We start from the raw sequence: 19,738 nt of genomic DNA on the forward strand, positions 1-19,738 counted from the left end.
TCTCGCCTGCATGAAATCATTATGGCGAGCACGTTGCGGAATTTTTTTTCCGTCAGTGCAGCCATTATGAAAAATCCGTGGATCAGCCACAATTGTGGCTTTCCACAGTGCTTAAAAATTACGCAGATTTTTACGTAGAGATTTACGCGGCAATAATTTGTTTTAATGAAGCCTGATGTTGAATAATGCGGCCCAGTAAACGCATCGCATCATCGAGATCCTGGGTATATGGCATGCCACAATTGAGGCGCAAAAAATGATCAAAACGATTTGAATTGGAATACATCAAGCCCGGAGAAACCAGGATACTCTCCTCTAGCGCAGCATCAAAAACAGCGCGGGATGAAGTTCCGGTTGGCATCTCTACCCACAACGAAACTCCACCTGCCGGCATGGTCACGCGCGTGCCTTCCGGAAAATAAGTGGCAATCGCTTCTGCCATTTTTTCTCTTTGCACAGCGAGGCTGCTACGTAGTTTCCGCAGATGTCTGTCGTAAGCTGACGACAGTAAAAAAGTCGCCGTGACTATCTGTGACAATTCTTCGTTATAGCGCGTGTGTGCATACTTCAGCATGTTCACACGTTCTTGCCAGCGTCCTGCCAGTATCCAGCCAACACGCATGCCTGGCGCAAGAATTTTATGCACGGATGCGCAGTAAATCACATTGCCGCTATGGTCCCATTGCTTCAATGCAGTGGGGATTTTGTCGCCATCTGCGAGAGCGCTATAAGAGTCATCTTCTATCAGGGGTATGCCCTGCTTTTCGCACAGCGCCACCAGTTTTTGTTTATGCTGATCGGGCATCATGCTGCCCAACGGATTTTGCAAATGCGGTACCACCACCACCGCCTTGATATTGTCATAGGTACGCATCGCCAGTTCCAGCGCTTCGACAGAAATCCCGGTACTCGGGCTGGTGGGTATTTCCAGCGCCTTCATGCCCAGGCTTTCCAGCACTTGCAAGAGACCATAAAAAGTCGGCGACTCGACTGCGATGACATCACCTGCTTGCGCGACTGCACGCAAGGCCAGGTTCAAAGCCTCGATACAGCCATTGGTGATGATGACCTGATCAGCAGATGTGCTGATGCCGGAATCAAGTGCGCGCTTGGCCAGTGCCGCTTTGAGTTCACGGTTACCACCCGGCGTAATTGTCTTGGTCAGCAGTTCTGGATAGCGGCGCAGGGTACTGACAGTCAGGCTGCGTAATTGCTGGTGCGGGTACAGGGCAGGGCCACCAGTTGCCCGTGCCAGATTGCATTTCACCTGGCGCTGGCCCTGCGCGATGATTTCTGACACCAGTTCATGGATGCCGACAAACTGCGCCGGGTCAATGATCTTGCCTATGGTTGGCTCTTGCGCTGGAATCAGGCGCACCCGGCGTGGTTGCCGCACAAAATACCCTGAACGCGGGCGGGCTTCCAGCCAGCCTTCGGTTTCCAGCTGGCGGCACAGCTGTAACGCAGTGGACAGACTGACGCCGTGCACATGCATGAGCTTGCGCACCGAGGGCATGCGGTCGCCCAGTTTTAGCGTGCCGCAGCGTATGGCATTCAGATAATGCTCGGCCAGTTGCTTATAGAGGGGTAGGTTTTGCATATGTCGATGATGAGATATCAGTCGTTGACTGCACAAATACAGTTGAGGGCAAACTATACAATAACAGATTATAAATTTTCTGTCTGATACGATACAGATATGAATTCTCTGTGCCTGTGCAGATCCTGCTGCAAAGACTACCCTGAAAACTGCATTTGTCAGCAGTTTCTCACCTCTTTCAGGAGTCTCATCATGTATAGAAATAGCATCAGGCAGGGTCAGAGCATGCATTGCCTGTTAACAGCAGGTAGCACTTTGTATATAAAGTCAGGGAAGTTACGCCTGATCGCCTTGCCGCAATTTCTGGAAGGAGTGGCCTGGCAGATTGACACCGTGCTGGATGCAGACAGTGTTTACTACTCTGAGCATGGTGGCTGGGTAGAGTTGCAAGTCTTGCAGGCTTGCGATTTGCTGGTGCAAAGACCTGAGCCGACACAGCACTGGCTGCATGTTCTTTCAGGCGCATGGCAAGCATTGCAGGCGGGCTGGCGTCCATCTCCTTAAGGTCTGGAAACGATAGGCTGCAGGTTAGGCTTAATAAGGGCTAGGGGAAAAATTCCTTGAGCAAAAAGCTTTCCAGCTCTGCCGAATCTTCCACACGGGCTGATTTGACCATGACACGGCCTAGTCGCCTGGATTCCCAGTTGAAGTCGCCCTTGTATTCCATGCGTATGATTTCTATCATGCGGCGTACCACTGCCAGGCGCACATCGCCACCCAGTCCTGCATCGACTTCAAAAGACTGTTTGCCGCCAGTAGCCACTATGCGGGTGTTCCAGCCACGGAAAGAAAAACTGGCTACTCGTGTGCCAACGCTGTTCAGTTCAAAGACACCGCTGCCACCACCGCGGTTGGCCGCCTGTTGCATGCTGCGCTTGACATTGGCTTCGGCGACTTCTTGCGGTGTCATGCCACGGCCTGCCTGACGGGCACCTTCATTTTCCTGGGCTGCCGCTTCTTCGGCAGCGCGACGGCGCTCCCGTGCGGCATTGGCCATAGCCATCATATCCATTTCAGGCGGCACATTATTTGCCACTGGCGGCGGTGGTTGTGGAACGGGTGAATCGTTGGTTGGCAAGGGCGGTGGCGCCTTGGGTTGGGTGATGGCGTTTTTGGATGGCGGTACACGCACAGGCTTGGATGGTGCTTTTTCCTTTTTTGGCGCTGTTGCCTGCTTAGGAGCTTGCGCAACCTTGTCCATCAGCAAGACCATAGGAGCAGCGATGCCCGCTTTCTCCATTTTTTTCTTCACTGCGCTCATGTTCAGCAAGAAATACAGCAAGAGTCCATGCACCAGCAAAGCCAGCAAGATACCAAACATATTTGCAGGGCGAAACCGGATATGCAAATGAATCTCACCCGGCTGGGTGATTTCATTCTCAGGCGCTTCTATGCTCAACTTCATGGACTATATGAACCGGTGCAGAATTTCAAGGTGGCAAGCATACCTCAAACTATGCCTGATCCTGTAACAAAGATTGTCTGTTGACCCACTGCTTAACTTGATTATGTTATCGAAATTGAAAAATGCAATAAGTGGTTCAGGGAAATTTCAGTTAACTGAGTCTATTTACCGTGATTGACCAGGGACAGACAAGCAAAACGGCCATGTTTGCCGACAACTGCTTACAAACAGGTAAAGAAAATTTACATGCTGCTGGCACTGGGAGGGATGGAGAGACAGGATGAAAATTTGTTCCATCCTGACAAGGATACGGTGTTGCCGTACGGGAATGAGGTCCGCAGACTCAAATCAGGCCGAACCAGCCCAGCGCTGCGCCGCCCGCCAGCAACCACAGCAAATGCAAACGGGTGCGCCAGACCACGATAGTGCAGACTACCGTCATCAACCACAAAGGCCAGTCCTTGCTGGCCTGGTCGTGAGAGGCTGCCATGATCCAGCCTGTTGCCAGCAACAGCCCTATGACAATAGGTGCCATGCCCAGCTTGAAGGCGCGCACACTGCGCAGTTCGCGGTTGGCGTGGCCCCAGCTGGCGGCGACATATGTCAGGGTGGTACTGGGTAAAAGTATGCCCGTCATGGCGACAACTACCCCCAGCAAGCCTGTCCACATACCACCGGCATTCATGCCTACATTCCAGCCCATCAGGGCGATGAACAAGACATTCGGGCCTGGGGCAGCCTGGGCTATGGATACTGAGGCATTGAATTGCGCATCGCTCAGCCAGCCCTGTTGCGCCACCAGATAGCGGTGCATGTCAGGCAGGGTGGAAATCGCCCCGCCTATCGACAGCAAAGACAACATCATGTAATGCAAAAACAATTGCAGCCAGTCATGCCAGTTCATACTGATGTGCAAGACATTGTTCAGGGTATCCGGCATTATTTCAGCTTCCTGTAGACAATGATACAAGTGATGGCACCCAGACTGAACAATACATACGCCAGCGGCAAGCGGAAGTAGGCGATGCCGACAAAGCACAATGCACTGAAGAGCAGGGCGGTGGGTCTGCCCAGGGGATTGTTCTTCAGGGCAGGCACCAGCTTCAAGCCGGTAGCGATAATCAGCCCAGCGGTGACGGCGCCCATGCCGCGTAAGGCACTTACCACTTCAGGATGTTGGGAGAACTGGGCATATACCACAGCAAGGGCCAGCACGATCAATAAAGGCACCGACAACATGCCAGCCAGAGCGGCCATGGCACCACCAAAACCAAAATGGCGGTGGCCTATCATGAGGGATAAATTCACGACATTAGGCCCTGGCAAAATTTGTGCGACTGCCCAGTCTTCGACGAACTCTTCCATCGTCATCCAGCGTTTTTTCTCTACCAGTTCACGCTGCACGACGGCCAGTACCCCGCCAAATCCTTGCAATGCCAGCAACGTAAAAGAGATATACAAATCCGCCAGGGATTTGGGCCGCTGGCCAGGAGCTTCTGTGGACATGGTGGTGGCAGCCTGTTGGCTTGACATTGGGGCAGGCTTATATTGTAAGGCAGCAGAGAAAATGCTGCTGGGCAAATAGTTGACAGCTGCCAATTTCCCTTGGCTTGGTTGCGCTCCATGTCATGCGTCATCAACAAAAGGTAAGAACTTGTATCATTTGAAACGAAGTCCTGTACTCGCTTATTTGTCTGCAGGCTTACGCTACAGTCTTTTTTATTTCAGTGGTCATGATCATGAGCGACGACAAGATATTGATGTTTTCAGGTGAAAGCCTGGCTATGCAAGAGGCGGCAAAACAGGCGCGTAATACCTTTAAATATTTCTGGCGGGAGCTGTCCTGGGAATACCGGCGCATCATTCCCGGCCTGGGACTGGCTGCTGTCAAAGTCGCGTTTCCTACGAAGGCTGTTGGTGACGGGCCTGAGGTCGAGCATATGTGGGTGAATGACATACAGTTTGACGGTGAAATCATTTCCGGTATCTTGCTGAATTCGCCACAATGGTGTGACAACATTGCTGCTGGTGACAATGTCAGCGTGTCACTGGCCGAAATTGGTGACTGGATGTACACGATAGGCGGCAAGGTTTATGGCGGGTTTAGTATAGATGTGATGCGCCAGGAAATGCCAGACTCAGAGCGTGAAGAACATGATCAAGCCTGGGGACTGGATTTTGGCAAACCCGGTGAAGTGTTTATCGTTCCTGCACAAACCCAGGAAAAGCAGGGCTTTTTATCTGGCTTGTTCGGCAAGAAAGAACTGGCGGCAGTGGCGCATACCGGAGATTTGCCCGAACATCCCATGAGTGAAAACATGGTTGAGAAAATGGACGAGGGCTTGCGTGACGACCCTTCGTTCACCCGTAGTGTTGATGAAAATGGCTGGACACTACTGCAAAAGGATGCATTGGCGGGCAATCTTGCACCCGTGACTTTACTGGTGAAACACGGTGCCGACCTTGGTGCTGTCAATCCCAGAGGCGAGACTGCACTTGATCTGGCCCGCAAAATGGGCTGGCCCAGAATTGTGGCTTTTCTGGAACAAAAGCTGCATTAATAGAAGTTACCCTTGTCTGTGATGCGCCCGTATGCGGGCGCGCCATTCGCCCAGCACGGTCAGAGCGCTCTGGAATTCTTTTTCTATCAGGTCAGCTTCGGCATCGGTAATCACGCCATCCAGCAAGGCAGTTGAGACTGCCTCAGCCACATCACCAACCCGGCTCATGACGCGGCACACGGTTTGCGACAAATCATCTTCTCGGATTTCATGTGGTTCCGGGATGGAAAAAGCGGCCATGCCATGCCGGCTTAAGAGAGCATGCAGAGGCAGATGGGCCTCTTTGACTCCGGCGTCCTGGCAATGTTCTATGATGATCGAGAATTCTTCAAAAGACGGGTAATGGGTTTCTATGCCAGGGGCCAGCTTGTTGCGCAAGACATTCACCGAGACTTCCATACGGATTGCCAGGGCTTCCAGGCCACCAGGGTAGGCGCGCGCGATCTTGTACAAGGCGTCGTGCTGGTTCATATCCGAATATTTGCGTGTCATGCTGAGTTCCTCATTGATTTTTGAGCAGGAAGCATTGTACAGAGGGCCAGACAATACTCCCATAGATGTAACATGGATGCAAAAAAGGCCACACTCAGGTCTGGGCGGCTATTCTCCGGGTCAACAATGTCAGCCAGCGGTCCGCCCCGCTGACTTCGCTGATGACCTGGGCATAATCACAAACGGTGCGGGCTGCGCGTTCCAGCAATTGTATATCTGCTTCATGCTGGCGTGCCACATGCGGGTCTTCCAGGAACAGGATGCGGCGTATCTGCCTGTCAAGTACCAGTTCTGCCAGTTGCGCATCGCCACCCAGGGGGCCAGAAAGATAAGGGGTCACCCAGTTCTTGCCAGCTTCTGTTCCCTTGATTTTTTGTGCCAGCTGGTTCAGCAAGCCGCCAGTAGTGCCTGTTGCGTAGCGGTGGCCGAAACTGTCGAGCAGGTCGAAATGTTTCTCTGCCATGACCAGCATGCTTTCTTTCATTGCATCATGGGCGATCAGGGCGATGCCCTCATTTTTTAATTCAAAACTCGGGTTCAGCTTATTGTCTATGGCGGCACCGGCAGCCGTGGCTTCCAGTTCCAGCCATTCCCTGGCGCTGGCCAAAGTTGCCAGGAAAGGCTTCCGATGGATTACGCACTGGCGTTTGAGTGCCTGGGCTTCCGGGAAAATCGAAGAAGGGTCAACCGGATCAATCAGGTAGATCACTGCATCGACCGCTCTGGCTGGTTCCCGGTCGACGACCCGCGATACAAGTTTCATCAAGCCGCCTTCACGGCCATAAGGGAAACGCTCGACCACAGGGCAGCTGTCAACCAGCCCATGAGAAATGATGGCGTCCAGCGTGCGCCCGACGATCACCATTTCTGCTTGCAGATGTTGCAGTGCCGGCCCGCCACCATGCAGGAGCTGCACCAAGGCAGAATTGGGAGCGTCCTGGTGAGAACGGTTGGCAATCAATCCTATGCGTAGCTTTTTCTGCGAGGTCACTGTATCTGCTTTCATGGCGGGTGGAAAAATTGTTTGCCCCGATAGTTTACTCCCAGACTGCCTGTGCGGGCAGTCTTCAGGCTACATTTTGTTACCTAATCCAACAGTGGTGACACACGCGTTTTCGCAGACAGGCGTAGCATGTATAGCCATGCGGTAAAACAGGTGAGGATAAAATGAAAAAATGGCGACATCTGCTGATGGTGCTCATGATCATGCTGACCTGCGCTTCGGCTTTGGGTGATGATGATCTTGATGATGAAATGCAAGTCAGGCGCTGGGCGCTTCTAGGGGATACCCAGGCGCAAAATATGTTGGGTTTGCTGTATCTCGAACCCGACGCCAACCTGCAAAATGTACAGGAAGCCGCTTACTGGCTCGAGCAGGCTGCTGATCAAGGCCACGCTGGTGCACAAACCAATCTGGGTGTCTTGTATCTGACTGGCGAGGGTGTGGAGGCTGACGAAAGCATGGCTTTCAAACTGTTTCGTCGCGCCGCCTTGCAAGGGCTGACTTCTGCTCAACTGGCGCTGGGTTATATGTATGCCACAGGCAAAGGTGTCGATGCCAATCCTGAAGAAGCGGTATTCTGGTACCAGCAGGCTGCCCAACAAGGTAATGCCAGTGCTCAGCATCATTTGGCCCTGGCTTATGAAGAAGGCGCAGGAATAGAAAAAAGCACAGATCAAGCTGCCCATTGGGAAATGCAGGCTGCAAATCAGGGTTTGTCCACTGCCCAGTTTCAAATGGGTTTGCGCTATCTGCATGGCGACGGGGTAGAAAGGGACATGCTGACGGGTTACCATTATTTACTCAAAGCCAGCCTGAAAGTCGGCAGTAAAGCCATGGATAGCCGTGAATTGGTCAGCAATGAGCTGACCAGTGAGCAAATTGCTGAAATCCGCGATGATTCCCGCTATTGGAGAATGCATTTTTGAGCTTGAAAAGCAAGGCTGCTGAAAAACAAACGTAGAGCGGACGCCGCATTCTTTCATGCGGCGTTTTTTTTCAAGCCGAGGCTGGCGACTTCAGGAAAGATTCAACGCAGATAGCGTTGTTCAAGTTCATCTGCTGACATCGCCTGAGAAAAAAGATACCCCTGCATTTCATCACATTGCCTTTGCTGGAGAAATTCGCGTTGCCTGTCGGTTTCCACGCCTTCGGCAATCACACGCAATTTCAGCGCATGGGCCAGGTGGATGATGGCGGTGACGATGGCGACATCACTTTCATCAACAGGCAAGTCGCCAACAAAAGAGCGGTCTATCTTGAGCTTATAAATAGGGAAGCGTTTCAGATAGCTGAGACTGGAATAGCCAGTGCCAAAATCATCAATCGCCAGTTTGACGCCCAATGCTGCCAGGGATTCCAGTTTTTTCAGGGCATCTTCAACATCCTTGATCAGAATGGATTCTGTCAATTCCAGTTCTATGCAATGCGGTTGCAACGCATGCTCATGCAAGGCGGCAGCGATACTGTCGACAAAATTGGCTTGCTGGAATTGCAGGGCAGAGACATTGATTGCCACCCGCATGGATTTGCCATCCCGGTTCCACAAAGCTGCTTGTTTGATGGCCGTTTGGATGACCCAATTGCCTATCGGTACAATGACGCCAGATTCTTCTGCCACCGGGATGAATTGCACCGGGCTGACTTCGCCCAGATCCTTGTCGGTCCAGCGCAGCAAGGCTTCCACCCCCAGCATCTTGCCAGTCGCCAGCTCTACTTGTGGCTGGTAATGCAGGCGGAACCGCTGGTGTTCCAGGGCCTGGCGCATGGCGTGATCGAGTTTCATGCGCGACAGTAAGCCTATATTCATTTGCCGCTGGTAAAAGCGGAAATCGGAACGCCCGCGCTCCTTGACATGATACATGGCGCTATCGGCATTCTTGATCAGGTCGGCCATGCTAATCCCATCCTCAGGGTAGAGGGCAATCCCTATGCTGGCGGTGACGGTAAAGTGCATGCCATCAAGTGAAAACGGGGCAGACAATTCTTCCAATACTCTTCTGGCACAAATTTCTGCGCCCTCGGCATTGGCTTCATGCAGGAGCAAGACAAATTCATCCCCACCCAAGCGGGCCGCCGTATCCACCTGGCGTATGCATTTCTTTAATCTTTCAGTCACTTGCTGCAAGACACGGTCACCAAAAGGATGGCCAAGGGAGTCATTGATTTGTTTGAAATGATCGAGGTCGAGGAACAGCAGGGAGAATGTGGAATTATTACGGCTGGAAATGGTAATGGCTTGTCGTATGCGTTCTTCCAGCAATAAGCGGTTAGGCAAGCCAGTCAGAACATCAAGGAATGCCAGTTCTTCAATTCTCTGCTTGGCTGTATGGGTTTCTGTCCTGTCCTTGAAAAAGCCTATGTAATTCAGTGCGGCGCCAAATTCATCCTGTACCTTGACCAGAGATATCATGCACAGATAGGCATGGCCATTCTTGCGCCTGTTCCAGAGTTCTCCCTCCCAAAAGCCCAAATTGTCGAGTTCCTTGAGCAGGTTTTCAACTTGAACAGCATTGCCTTCTTCTGAAAAAAAATCCCTTGGTGTTTTGCCCAGCATTTCTTGTTCTGTATAACTGCTGAGGCGCTCGAAACTGGGATTGGTGGTGACGATTTTTTGCTCGGCATCGGTAATGAAAATTGCATCGGTACTCGACTCAAATACTTTGGCCGCCAGACGCAAACGCGCTTCATCTGCCAGGCGCTGGGTAATGTCGCGATAAGAATACACACGCCCTATCGGCCGGCCACGCGCATATTGCGGCAGGGTGACTCTTTCCAATGTCTTGCCTGAGCGTAGTGTCAATACATCGGTCGCTTCCATCAGTGGCGAGCGACTGATGGTACCGAGGCGCTCTTCATACTGACTGGCATCGTGCATGCACGCGTCCATCCAAGCATAAATGGCGCCATCGTCGCGCTGGGTCAGCAGCTCATCTGGCAAGCCCCATAATTCAGCAAACAAGTGGTTGTAGCTGCGGATGGCGCCATCAAGATCAGTGACCAGTATGCCGTCAGCTGTAGATTCCAGAGTGGCGCGTAGTTCAGCGATCAGTTTTTCCAACTCATTTTCCACCCGGCGCTGGTTGGAATGGTCATTGATAGCGACCACATAGACCGAACTATCCACGCCTGTCCTGATCAGGGTGACACGTCTTTCCACCTGGACTATGCTGCCATCGGCACGTTTCAGCATGGTTTCGGAATGGATGTTTTCGGACAGTCCAGCAGCGACATCTTCCCAGAAAAACACGTCTTCAGGTGCGACTGCAAGTTCAATAACACCTTTGCCCAGCAGACTGCTAGATCCGACTTGCAGCAATTGGTGGATGGCCTGGTTGGCCGCAACGATGCGCAATTGTATGGGATCAACCAGGATAATGGCTTCCAGCAAGCCTTCTATCATCGATTGCCAGGGATGGGCCTTCATGTCGTAGCTCCATCTTCCTTTTGTTGCTCGATTTCCAGACCGCGTTCAAAGAAATAGCATAGCCGTTTGCGTGGCGACAGATAATCATAGGCTGCCTTGGGCAATTGCAGAGGTTTCAGGCTGCGATGTATGCACAGGGTATTTTCATGCTCCAGATTGATGACCAGGGCTTCATCGCGAGGTACGGCAGAATTATGGATGACCACCTTGGGTTTGATAGGGCGGGCCGAATTCACCGAGACCACCATGGCATATCGCTCATCGGTCAACTGCACCACCGAGCCTGGTGGATAAATACCCATCATGCGTATGAAAGCCGTCAGGGTGGGAATATGAAAACGTGGCTTGTGCTGGGTAAAAATCTGCGACAAGGCTTCATGCGGGGTGATGGCAAACGCCGGATTGGCAGGGTTGCAAAGATTGTCGTAATGATTGACCAGTGCGATGATACGGCTTATAGCACTGAGTTTATCGCCCTGCACATGGCTGGGGTAGCCAGTACCATCGGCATGCTCATGATGTTGGGCAATGGCCAGCAAGACATTGGCCGATAAGCCCATCTTGCGCGCCAATGCCAGGCTGTGCAGGACGTGCTCATGGTAAAGCTGGCGCTCGGCATGATTGAAGTGCTCATCCTGCCAGCGCAGTCGGTCTGGTAACTCCATTTTGCCTATGTCATGCAGCATAGTCGCTACACCCAGGTCAAGCATGTCTGTTTTGCTGAGATGCAGTGTTCGTCCCAGCAAGAGTGATATGACCGTCACATTGATGGAATGTAGCGAAGTTTTTTCACCAGCTTTTTCGGACAACAGGCGTATCGCGGCCTCGTCTTCTCCCAAAATCTCACCAAGAAAACCTTGTATCAGTTGCTCAGTCAATTCCCTTGCCTGGGCAGGCTGGGAATGCACCAGTTCAGTGACTTGCTTGAAGGTTTGTGCCGCATGGCTGAATTGCCGCTCACAGACTTGCAGACTGGCTTGCTGGTTGGCCAGCAATTCCCTCCTTTGTCTGGCGGCAAACGCGCCGGGACTTTCGATAAGCTTGTTTTCTTGCTGAATCTGAGCATCATCGGTCTTGGTACTGGTTTCCGGGCTGCTCTTGTCCGGTGCATAGCGCACGCGCTCCAGACCCAGCGAACGGATGGTCTCGATTTGTGCATTGTTGCTGATTTTGAAATTGGAAACAGGAAATGGATGATCCATCCAGCCCACATCGAGATAGACAAACATGCCTATGCGAAGCTGGCTCAGTTCAATAAACTGTGTATGAAGATCAGTCATGACACGGGTTTCCCAAAATGTGACTTTTGAGTAAAAATCTGCAGGCTAGGCGTCGGTGTGCCATACAACCACCAGCCACAGTTCATTCCATGTTACATCAGCTTTTTACTCACCCATCCAGAATTCCGGCTGACTGTGGGGTTTACGTCTTAAATACAGCGAATTTTGATCTGAGTTCGGTCTTATCTGACGATAATCGCCGATTTTGTTTTACTTTATTCAAGGTTTTGCGCATTCACAGGCGTCATTGCCCTTGTCAAAAATTATACGCCAGACGCCAGGGCTTTCCTGTCGCCAGATGGAGGTGAAGGTGGCCAGCAGTTTGCCTTGCGGGTCGCGCACTGGTCCGCTGCTAAGTGCCAGCTTGCCCGAGTTTAAGACTTCCACGGTTTCCGGCGTCCAGGAAAAAGGGGCTGCTGGCGTGTCATAAAAGCGTTTCCATGCTGCCGCCACTTCCTGTTTGCCATGCAAAACCTTTTTACCAGAAAAAAAGATCGTTTCTTCCGCCAGAAATTCTGTAAAAGCCTTGTGGTCACGGGCCTCCATGGTTTTGGCAAAGGCAGTTTCTGCTTGCATGACTTGGCTGATCAGGTCAGCCCGTTCATCTGCTGCCTGTGCGTGGTTGACCAGCAAGCTGGCGGCGATCAGCAAGGCAAATAAGTATCGATGCATGGAACACCTCTACAATTGAGAATGGCAAACGGTTCAAAAGAAACTGGCTATTTGCTCCAGTGGTTTTTTCTGTATATTCGGTACCATGCAATCCTCTGCCGGATAGCCGACTACTAGCAAGATATATGGTTTTTCATTGTCCGGTCTGTGCAATAACTGGTTCAAAAATCCCATAGGGCTGGGTGTATGTGTCAGCGTTGCCAGGCCAGCATGATGCAGGGCCGAGATCAAAAATCCTGTAGCAATCGAGACTGACTCAGGTACATAGTAATTTTTGACCGCACTGCCATCATCCATCATGGTGGCTTTTTGTCCAAAGATGGCGATCAGGTAAGGTGCGGTTTCTAAAAAGGGCTTTTCTGCATCCGTACCTAGCGGGGCCAGCGCATCTTTCCATTCCTGCGGCGCACGGCGCTCATAAAACTCGCGTTCTTCTATCTCGGCCTCAACCCTGATCTTGTGCTTGAGTGCTGTGTCGGTGACGACTGCAAAATGCCAAGGCTGGTGGTTGGCACCTGATGGCGCCGTGCCAGCAGTCAGCAGACAGGCTTCTATGACGGCGCGTGGCACCGGGCGAGCTGAGAATTCACGTATCGTCTTGCGTCGCTTCATGTCCTGATAAAAGCTTTGCGCGCGTTCCAGCATTTCAGTTTCAGGGTAAGACTGGTAAGTCGACAGCGGGATGAATTGCGGCGATCCTTGATTGAATGAAAGTTTGCTCATGGCTTATTCCTGACTAGCTGGGTGGACAGTGGGGGAAAACAGACTTAATCGTTGCGGTTTTTTCTGAATGCCAACCAGCCCGCAATGACGGTAAAAGTGGCGACGATGGCGACCACGATCCAGAAACCATCTTCATGCTGGGCCAAAGGTACACCACCTACATTCATGCCCATCAAACCGGCAATGATATTGATGGGCAGGGCCAGTACCGTTACTATCGTCAGGACGAACAGAGAGCGGTTGTTTTGTTCATTGACGCTGGCGGCGATTTCTTCCTGCAAGAGCTTGATGCGCTCTTGCAGTGATGCCATATCGCTCAGGACGACGGCAAATTCTTCAGTGGACTGGCGCAATTCCTGGACATCGCGCTCTGCCACCCAGACCGGTGGTCTTTGTAGCAGGCGAAACAGGGCGGCAGGCTCAGGTGCCAGCAATCTTTGCAGGCGTACCAGTACCCGTCGCAATTCGCCCAGGTTGGCGCGTTTATGATTCAGGCGGTCAGCCAGCAAATGGTCTTCGATATCATCAATTTTCTTGATGACATTACGTACTATGCCTATCAGCACGTCGGCCTGGTCGCGCAGTAAATGGGTCAGTAATTCTGTTGGCGAGCTGAAATGCTCGCCCTGGTTCACCGCATTGCGCAGCCGGTCTACGGATTGCAGGGGTTTGCGCCTGGCGCTGATCATCACATTACTGCTGACATTCAACCATAGGGTGGCAATGTCCGAGGCTTCGAAGGCAAAATCATGCAAGACATCATTGACCACCGCGATCAGGCTGTGATCGGCATGTTCAATGCGGGTGGAGCGTGAACCTTCATGCAGGGTATCGAAAAATTCTTCAGGCAGGGCGGCATGTTCATGTAGCCATTTTTCTGCAGTGACATTCGACAAATTGAAATGCAGCCAGATAAAAGTGTCGTCCGTGGCACTGTGCCGTGACTGCAGCCAATCGATAGCTTCGCTGGTGTACATGGGTTTGCCGGGCTGGGCAGGTGCAAAGACATATCCACAAATCAATCCTGACTGATCTGAACCATACGATAAGTGTTCTGTTTGCATTGACTGTCCAGGCGAATAAACTGGGCATATTGTAAATCAGCCAAGCGTGTCAATGCCTGGCTTTCCACGCGTTTTTAACTGATCAGCATGTTCTTGTATGACATTGATGCTTGGCGTATGCAATCCTGGAAGGTCAGTGCCGCATGCGATAAAGGCCGGGTCTTGGTCCAGATCATGCCAACCGGGCTGGGCAGATGGCCCAGATTCAAAGGCAGGATCTGCAAGACACCTTCTGCCACCAGTTGGCGGGCCGCTGACAGTGACAATAGGCCCAGGCGTGGTGGTTCCATCAGCAAGGGCACATTGACCGACCTCGACACAGACTCGATGACGTCGGTCGGCTTGTTCAAGCCATTTTTTGCCAGCAGGTTGATCATGCGCTGGTGCGTTGGTGATTCTTCTACCGACAAGATCCAGGGCAGGTTGTTCAAATCCATCCAGGTCAGATTGTCGCGTCTTGCCAAGGGGTTTTTGCTGGAAGTAACGATCACCAGCGGGTCGTCATACAAGACTTCTTCCTGCAAATGTTCAGCCGCACGTTCTGAAAACACGCGGCCTATGATGAGGTCTATCTTGCCTTCACGTAAATCCTGTAGTTGCTGATCAACTGTGCCATCCATAATGCACAATGTGACGTTTGGCCAGCTAGCCTTTAGTATCTTGACAGCTTTAGGAATGATGGTGGTAGATACCACGCTCAAAATGCCGACGGTCACTTTACCGACTGTACCAGTGGCCAGCGAGCGCATCTCTTGATGAGCTTTTTGTAAATTAAATAAAACTTCTCTCGCATGCCGTATCAGGCATTCACCTGAAGGTGTTGGTTTTATACCACGCCCAGCACGTTCAAATAACTTGACACCGATCCCTTCCTCCATCTCTCCAAGCATTTTGGAAACAGCCGGCTGGCTGACGTGTAAAGTCGCCGCAACCTGAGCAACGGTGTGCTTGTCAGCCAGTTCCACAAGCAAGCGCAAGTGCTTGATCTTGAGCTGTCGGGCGAAATACTTTTCTATAGGCAAGGTATCAATCATAACGATAATTATATACTTTTTCCTGAATTTCTCATTGGACGGTAATGAAATTGTAATGGGATCATACCGTGATGCAACAAATTGTATCAATTCGTCGGTCTTGATCTGACTGTGATAAGTAGCTTTTTTTACAGCTTATTTCGACAAAACGACATGCAAGATGTTTTCGCAGCACTTCGGTTCGACCACGATATGGCGACTCAGTTCAAACGAGTCTTGCCCTATTTTTGGTCTTAGCAGTTTGAACCTGTTCATGATTCACCAAGGAGATTCTGGATGTTTTATCAAGAGAAGAAATGTGCCTACGCTGTCAAGCTGGCACTGGCTATGTTGTCGGGCAGTATGCTGATGAGCGCTCAAGCGCAGACAGTCAAGGCTGACCCAGCAGAAAAAATTCAAAAAATTGAAGTAACTGGTTCCCACATCAAGCGTATTGATAAAGAAGGCACTTCTCCTATCCAGACACTGACAGCAAAAGATATCAGCCAAAGTGGCGCGACTTCTGTTGCTGAATTGTTGCGCACGATCCCGGCTCTGGGTAGCGGTAGCGCATTCGATGCAGTAGATGGCGGTTTCTCCCGCGGCGTGGCAACAGCTTCCCTGCGTGGCCTGGGTTCCAGCTCCACCTTGATTTTGTTGAATGGCCGTCGCATGACGCCATCGGCTTACGCAAACCCAAATCAAGGTCAATCCACTCTGTACGATATCAACAGCATTCCTTTGTCGATGCTGGAACGCGTAGAGATCTTCAAAGATGGCGCATCTGCAGTATACGGCTCTGACGCTATTGCCGGTGTTATCAACTTCATCACCAAGAGCGATTACCAGGGCATTCAGATGAACGCCAGCATGGGCGCTAATGATGACAATCAGTTCAAGAAAAAAAGCATCAGTGGTTTTGCTGGTTTTGGTAACTATGCGCAAGATGGCTACAATGTGACTGTCAGTGCGGAGTATTCCAAGCGTGACCGCGTTTCCATCAAGGATGCCAAAGACGTAGAAAAAGACTTGTACAGCACACTCAACAACCGTTTGTCGCCTTACTCCAGCTTTGCCAGTAACCAGCCTTTCTTCTACCGTGAACGCACAGCAGGCAGCAATACTTTCTTCTCTGCCAATGATGCCAACGTGGTTAATCGCACCAATTGCGATTCTTCCCGTTTGATCACTGGTGGCGCACAATACAATATCGCAACTACCAGCGCATTGTATGGCCGTCAGTTCTGTAACTACAATCTGGATGCGTTTGCTGAAGTTCAGGGCGCTGGCCAGGACTTTAGTGCCATGTCACGCGGCATCTATCAGATCAATGACACTTTGTCTGCCTTTGCTGAAGTAGCATATAACAAAACAGAGCGTGATTACACTGGTGGCTCACGCACTATTGATGGTCGTACGCCATCCACGGCATTTGCCCTGTCTGGTGCAGGTACGCCATTCCAGGCCATTTTGCCAGTAGGTCACCCAGACAATCCATTCCCGACCAGCCGTGCTGCAGTTGTCTACCGTTTTGAAAATATTGCAGGTGGCACCAATACCACGAACGAATCCCTGCGTTTTGCTTCCGGTCTGAAAGGTAGTTTCAAGAGCTGGGATTGGGAAACTGGCGTATTGTGGAACCGTTCCGAGCGTACCGATATTTCCAATGGCTTCCTGTTGCTGCCGGAAGTACAAAAGCTGATTACTCAGAACATGTCTTTGGCAGATGTTGCCAGACAACCTAACCTGAGCCGTCAACTGAAGAGCGTTGGTGTGGCTGAAATCGCCCAGGCTGACTTCAAGGCCAGCACAGAATTTGGCAGCCTGCCAGGTGGTGCTATCGGTCTGGCGTCCGGTGTTGAATTCCGTCAGGAAAAAATGACCTTGACACCAGACAACCTGACCAGCTCCGGTCAAGTTCTGGGTCTGGCTAACCAGTTCATCCAGGGTCAACGTAATGTTACTTCTGCTTTCTTTGAAGTGCGTACGCCATTCCTGAAAAACTTTGAAATGGATTTCGCTGGCCGCGTCGACAAATATCCTAGCTTTAAAACCAATTTCGTACCAAAAGTGGGCGCTAAATGGACAGTCAATGATTCCCTGGCTTTCCGTTCCACTTATGCACATGGTTTCCGTGCTCCAGCGCTGGTACAAGTGACTGCTGGTGGTACACAGACTTTCCTGAATAGCCAGGCTGATCCTATCCGTTGCCCAGATGGTAAAACTCCTTTGGCCGGTGCAGATAACACTGACTGCTCTAAGAGTATTTCGACGCTGATCCGTCAAAATCCTAATCTGAAGCCAGAAACATCCAGGAGTTTCTCTCTGGGTATGGTCTTGTCGCCTACGCGTGATTTCGACATTCTGGTTGATTACTACAATATCCGTAAAGAAGATGAAGTTGCTGCTTTGTCCTCCACACTGATTATGAATAATCAAGATGCTTATCCAGGTGCTGTGATCCGTGATACCAATCCTGTCAATTTTGTTAAAGACAAGAACGGTAATGTTATCCCTAATTCTGGCCCGCTGATTTCTCTGTTGCGTAACTATATCAACCAGGGTAGTACGGTTGTGAGCGGTATCGATCTGGAAATGGCAATGCGCAATAACCTGGGTGCCAACGGCAAACTGGATACGCGTTTCCGTACTTCCTACACGATAGAATACCGTCGTGCAGAAAAACCAGGTGATCCAGAAACCAATCTGGTTGGTACACGCGGTGGCTTGTCCAACTTCTCAACCAGTGTCGGCGACATGCCACGTCTGCGTGCCAGCCTGTCTTCTTCCTGGACTAAAGAAGCGCACACAGTCAACGGCGCGATCAACTTTGTTGGCGGCGTATCTCTGTTGCGTCACACCAATGCGGCAGAAACTTATCCAGTTTCTTACTGCCATTACGGTTCTGGCCAGCCATCCACAGCAGCATCCCTGGGCGGCGTAGCCAAATACCTGACTTATGTACCTGAGTGCGCAGTTTCCAGCTGGACTACAGTTGATCTGGGCTACACATACAAAGGTTTCAAAGACCTGACTATCGGTGTACGTGTATTGAATGCGCTGGATTCCAAAGCTCCATACGATCCTAGCTCCAGCTACACGACTAGTGGTTACAACGATAGCTTGCACAATGCTTATGGCCGTGCATTCCGTTTGAACCTGGGTTATGTGTTCAAATAATCTGCTTAAGCTTTAAGCAGTAATTAACGAGCAATATAAAAAAACAGGGGCATTAGCCCCTGTTTTTTTTCGTCCTGGTATTCCTGATCTGGCATTTGACAAAGACGATTCAATACACTAGTGTATTGAATCGTCTTTGTCACTTATCGTTCACCTGGAATAGAAACCATGAAAAAATCCTTGTGCATCTTGCTATTGAGCCTGCTAGGTAGCCTGGCGTTACCTGCTGCCATGGCCAGTGAGCTTGCGGGAATAACACTGGAAGATAAAATTCGCCTGGACAATCAGGACTTGTACTTGAATGGTGCGGGTGTACGTTCCAAGGCGATTTTCCAGGTATTTGTGGCGGCCCTGTACCTGAGCGAGAAAAAAACACAAGCGGCCGAGGTGCTGGCTTTGAGCACAGCAAAACGCATGCAGATCATCATGCTGCGGGATATCAGTGCGGAACGCTTTGGCCAGAATTTCATGGAGGGGCTAAAGCACAATGTCAGCAAGGAGCAGAAAAGCAAAATCATAGACCAGATGATACGGCTGGGTGAAATGTTTTCCAAAGTGCCTGAATTTCGCAAAGGCGACAAACTGACAGTGGACTGGCTGCCCGATACAGGAACGGTCATCATGATCAATGGCAAAAAAACCATGGACAGCCTGCCTGACCCCTTATTCTATAATGCCTTGCTAAAACTCTGGCTAGGGGAAAACACGGCGCAGGATAGCCTGAAACGGCAGTTACTGGGAGAGCAATCAGATTTCAAGAAATCGCTGAAGTAGGCTTCTTGAAACAAATTTCTCCTGGAGCCTGGAGCTTGTTGCATGCAAGAGGGTAGGAGCCTATGTCAAGATTCAGTATAATCATGGCAAATTAATCTCTTTTACCAAGGGCAAACCATTCCCGCGATAAAAGTGCGAAAATTTGCTCACTAGCCGGAATTTATCACAAGTAGAAAGTTCGCCATGTTTAGTTGGTTTAATGCAAAAGAAGAAAAAGAAATCGGCCTGCTGCTTGCTGAGTTTGTCATCAAGGAGATGCCAATAGAACTGGCAAAAAAGAAGCAGGATAAAACTTTGCTGAAACGTCATAAAGTGATGCAACAGCTTGCTATCAAGGTGGTCGAATTCAAAAAAGACCGTCGTCTGAATGTGTATAAAAAAGCCCAGTTGGGAAATAGCTTCAAATGGCGCTTATTGGAAGAAAATTTTGATGCGGCAGTCGCCAGTGAATTGACCAATCTGGTGATCAAGGAACTGGGTTGAGCCAACATGAGTCTGGCACGACAGTCAGACTCGATAAATAACATCGTTAAACCAAAAAAAGCTG

The 19,738-nt window shown here is 50.7% G+C and carries 18 protein-coding genes; 6 read left to right on the plus strand and 12 right to left on the minus strand.

Annotated elements, in window-relative coordinates; genetic code table 11:
- Nucleotides 1-142: 142 nt before the first annotated feature.
- The gene (locus H8L47_RS15410; protein WP_186954473.1) at nt 143-1,600 is read right to left on the minus strand and encodes an aminotransferase-like domain-containing protein; all 1,458 of its coding nucleotides are present in this window, start codon (nt 1,598-1,600) and stop codon (nt 143-145) included.
- Nucleotides 1,601-1,792: 192 nt separating this feature from the next.
- On the opposite strand from H8L47_RS15410, the gene H8L47_RS15415 reads away from it, so the two are divergent.
- Complete coding sequence (locus tag H8L47_RS15415) at nt 1,793-2,104, plus strand: hypothetical protein (RefSeq protein ID WP_186954474.1); 312 nt, start codon at nt 1,793-1,795, stop codon at nt 2,102-2,104.
- 40 nt (nt 2,105-2,144) lie between these two features.
- Here the strand turns inward: H8L47_RS15415 and H8L47_RS29800 are convergent, their stop codons facing one another.
- The 3 genes from H8L47_RS29800 to H8L47_RS15430 form a co-directional block, all read right to left on the minus strand.
- Nucleotides 2,145-3,005 carry a hypothetical protein gene (locus H8L47_RS29800; RefSeq protein ID WP_186954475.1) on the minus strand — a complete coding sequence of 287 codons (861 nt, stop codon included), beginning with the start codon at nt 3,003-3,005 and terminating at the stop codon, nt 2,145-2,147.
- A gap of 343 nt (nt 3,006-3,348) precedes the next feature.
- Entirely contained in the window at nt 3,349-3,945 is a 597-nt protein-coding gene (locus H8L47_RS15425; protein WP_230413757.1) for a chromate transporter, read from the minus strand.
- The gene (locus H8L47_RS15430) at nt 3,945-4,511 is read right to left on the minus strand and encodes a chromate transporter (RefSeq protein ID WP_186954476.1); all 567 of its coding nucleotides are present in this window, start codon (nt 4,509-4,511) and stop codon (nt 3,945-3,947) included. Before H8L47_RS15430 ends, H8L47_RS15425 begins: the two co-directional genes overlap by 1 nt.
- 233 nt (nt 4,512-4,744) lie before the next feature.
- On the opposite strand from H8L47_RS15430, the gene H8L47_RS15435 reads away from it, so the two are divergent.
- On the plus strand, nt 4,745-5,566 hold the full coding sequence (locus H8L47_RS15435) for a DUF2314 domain-containing protein (RefSeq protein ID WP_186954477.1): 822 nt from the start codon (nt 4,745-4,747) through the stop codon (nt 5,564-5,566).
- Nucleotides 5,567-5,572: 6 nt separating this feature from the next.
- Here H8L47_RS15435 and H8L47_RS15440 read toward each other — a convergent pair whose 3' ends face one another.
- Both H8L47_RS15440 and H8L47_RS15445 read right to left on the minus strand, forming a co-directional pair.
- Nucleotides 5,573-6,058, minus strand: coding sequence for a phage regulatory CII family protein (locus H8L47_RS15440; protein ID WP_186954478.1), 486 nt, complete (start codon nt 6,056-6,058; stop codon nt 5,573-5,575).
- Nucleotides 6,059-6,152: 94 nt separating this feature from the next.
- Nucleotides 6,153-7,064 (minus strand): methylglyoxal synthase, encoded by a 912-nt coding sequence (locus tag H8L47_RS15445; RefSeq protein WP_186954479.1) that lies wholly within the window; start codon nt 7,062-7,064, stop codon nt 6,153-6,155.
- Between the two features lie 161 nt (nt 7,065-7,225).
- Here H8L47_RS15445 and H8L47_RS15450 point away from each other — a divergent pair, with 161 nt between their 5' ends.
- Complete coding sequence (locus H8L47_RS15450; RefSeq protein WP_186954480.1) at nt 7,226-7,987, plus strand: tetratricopeptide repeat protein; 762 nt, start codon at nt 7,226-7,228, stop codon at nt 7,985-7,987.
- 101 nt (nt 7,988-8,088) lie between these two features.
- On the opposite strand, the gene H8L47_RS15455 is transcribed toward H8L47_RS15450, so the two are convergent.
- The 6 genes from H8L47_RS15455 to H8L47_RS15480 all read right to left on the minus strand — a co-directional run bounded on the left by H8L47_RS15455 (nt 8,089) and on the right by H8L47_RS15480 (nt 15,258).
- On the minus strand, nt 8,089-10,485 hold the full coding sequence (locus H8L47_RS15455; protein WP_186954481.1) for a sensor domain-containing protein: 2,397 nt from the start codon (nt 10,483-10,485) through the stop codon (nt 8,089-8,091).
- Nucleotides 10,482-11,765, minus strand: coding sequence for an HD-GYP domain-containing protein (locus tag H8L47_RS15460; protein ID WP_186954482.1), 1,284 nt, complete (start codon nt 11,763-11,765; stop codon nt 10,482-10,484). Before H8L47_RS15460 ends, H8L47_RS15455 begins: the two co-directional genes overlap by 4 nt.
- 219 nt (nt 11,766-11,984) lie before the next feature.
- Entirely contained in the window at nt 11,985-12,437 is a 453-nt protein-coding gene (locus tag H8L47_RS15465; RefSeq protein WP_186954483.1) for a YybH family protein, read from the minus strand.
- A 33-nt stretch (nt 12,438-12,470) separates the two neighbouring features.
- A complete protein-coding gene (locus H8L47_RS15470) occupies nt 12,471-13,160 on the minus strand; it encodes a nitroreductase family protein (protein WP_186954484.1) in 690 nt (229 codons plus the stop codon).
- Nucleotides 13,161-13,204: 44 nt separating this feature from the next.
- Nucleotides 13,205-14,224 (minus strand): transporter, encoded by a 1,020-nt coding sequence (locus tag H8L47_RS15475; protein ID WP_186954485.1) that lies wholly within the window; start codon nt 14,222-14,224, stop codon nt 13,205-13,207.
- A gap of 74 nt (nt 14,225-14,298) precedes the next feature.
- The gene (locus tag H8L47_RS15480; protein ID WP_186954486.1) at nt 14,299-15,258 is read right to left on the minus strand and encodes a LysR family transcriptional regulator; all 960 of its coding nucleotides are present in this window, start codon (nt 15,256-15,258) and stop codon (nt 14,299-14,301) included.
- A gap of 276 nt (nt 15,259-15,534) precedes the next feature.
- Between H8L47_RS15480 and H8L47_RS15485 the strand changes: the two genes are divergently transcribed.
- From H8L47_RS15485 to H8L47_RS15495, 3 genes are all read left to right on the plus strand, one after another.
- Nucleotides 15,535-18,417 carry a TonB-dependent receptor plug domain-containing protein gene (locus H8L47_RS15485; protein WP_186954487.1) on the plus strand — a complete coding sequence of 961 codons (2,883 nt, stop codon included), beginning with the start codon at nt 15,535-15,537 and terminating at the stop codon, nt 18,415-18,417.
- 168 nt (nt 18,418-18,585) lie between these two features.
- The gene (locus tag H8L47_RS15490) at nt 18,586-19,191 is read left to right on the plus strand and encodes a chalcone isomerase family protein (protein ID WP_186954488.1); all 606 of its coding nucleotides are present in this window, start codon (nt 18,586-18,588) and stop codon (nt 19,189-19,191) included.
- A 183-nt stretch (nt 19,192-19,374) separates the two neighbouring features.
- A complete protein-coding gene (locus H8L47_RS15495) occupies nt 19,375-19,674 on the plus strand; it encodes a hypothetical protein (RefSeq protein WP_186954489.1) in 300 nt (99 codons plus the stop codon).
- Nucleotides 19,675-19,738: the final 64 nt, after the last annotated feature.

This window comes from Undibacterium umbellatum, assembly GCF_014284125.1.
In the GTDB taxonomy this organism is placed as follows: domain Bacteria; phylum Pseudomonadota; class Gammaproteobacteria; order Burkholderiales; family Burkholderiaceae_D; genus Undibacterium; species Undibacterium umbellatum.

Bases quoted from the DNA above. Each gene is read 5' to 3' on its own strand.
- H8L47_RS15410 (WP_186954473.1), bottom strand. From the start codon at position 1,600: ATGCAAAACCTACCCCTCTATAAGCAACTGGCCGAGCATTATCTGAAT.
- H8L47_RS15415 (WP_186954474.1), top strand. From the start codon at position 1,793: ATGTATAGAAATAGCATCAGGCAGGGTCAGAGCATGCATTGCCTGTTA.
- H8L47_RS29800 (WP_186954475.1), bottom strand. From the start codon at position 3,005: ATGAAGTTGAGCATAGAAGCGCCTGAGAATGAAATCACCCAGCCGGGT.
- H8L47_RS15425 (WP_230413757.1), bottom strand. From the start codon at position 3,945: ATGCCGGATACCCTGAACAATGTCTTGCACATCAGTATGAACTGGCAT.
- H8L47_RS15430 (WP_186954476.1), bottom strand. From the start codon at position 4,511: ATGTCCACAGAAGCTCCTGGCCAGCGGCCCAAATCCCTGGCGGATTTG.
- H8L47_RS15435 (WP_186954477.1), top strand. From the start codon at position 4,745: ATGAGCGACGACAAGATATTGATGTTTTCAGGTGAAAGCCTGGCTATG.
- H8L47_RS15440 (WP_186954478.1), bottom strand. From the start codon at position 6,058: ATGACACGCAAATATTCGGATATGAACCAGCACGACGCCTTGTACAAG.
- H8L47_RS15445 (WP_186954479.1), bottom strand. From the start codon at position 7,064: ATGAAAGCAGATACAGTGACCTCGCAGAAAAAGCTACGCATAGGATTG.
- H8L47_RS15450 (WP_186954480.1), top strand. From the start codon at position 7,226: ATGAAAAAATGGCGACATCTGCTGATGGTGCTCATGATCATGCTGACC.
- H8L47_RS15455 (WP_186954481.1), bottom strand. From the start codon at position 10,485: ATGAAGGCCCATCCCTGGCAATCGATGATAGAAGGCTTGCTGGAAGCC.
- H8L47_RS15460 (WP_186954482.1), bottom strand. From the start codon at position 11,765: ATGACTGATCTTCATACACAGTTTATTGAACTGAGCCAGCTTCGCATA.
- H8L47_RS15465 (WP_186954483.1), bottom strand. From the start codon at position 12,437: ATGCATCGATACTTATTTGCCTTGCTGATCGCCGCCAGCTTGCTGGTC.
- H8L47_RS15470 (WP_186954484.1), bottom strand. From the start codon at position 13,160: ATGAGCAAACTTTCATTCAATCAAGGATCGCCGCAATTCATCCCGCTG.
- H8L47_RS15475 (WP_186954485.1), bottom strand. From the start codon at position 14,224: ATGCAAACAGAACACTTATCGTATGGTTCAGATCAGTCAGGATTGATT.
- H8L47_RS15480 (WP_186954486.1), bottom strand. From the start codon at position 15,258: ATGATTGATACCTTGCCTATAGAAAAGTATTTCGCCCGACAGCTCAAG.
- H8L47_RS15485 (WP_186954487.1), top strand. From the start codon at position 15,535: ATGTTTTATCAAGAGAAGAAATGTGCCTACGCTGTCAAGCTGGCACTG.
- H8L47_RS15490 (WP_186954488.1), top strand. From the start codon at position 18,586: ATGAAAAAATCCTTGTGCATCTTGCTATTGAGCCTGCTAGGTAGCCTG.
- H8L47_RS15495 (WP_186954489.1), top strand. From the start codon at position 19,375: ATGTTTAGTTGGTTTAATGCAAAAGAAGAAAAAGAAATCGGCCTGCTG.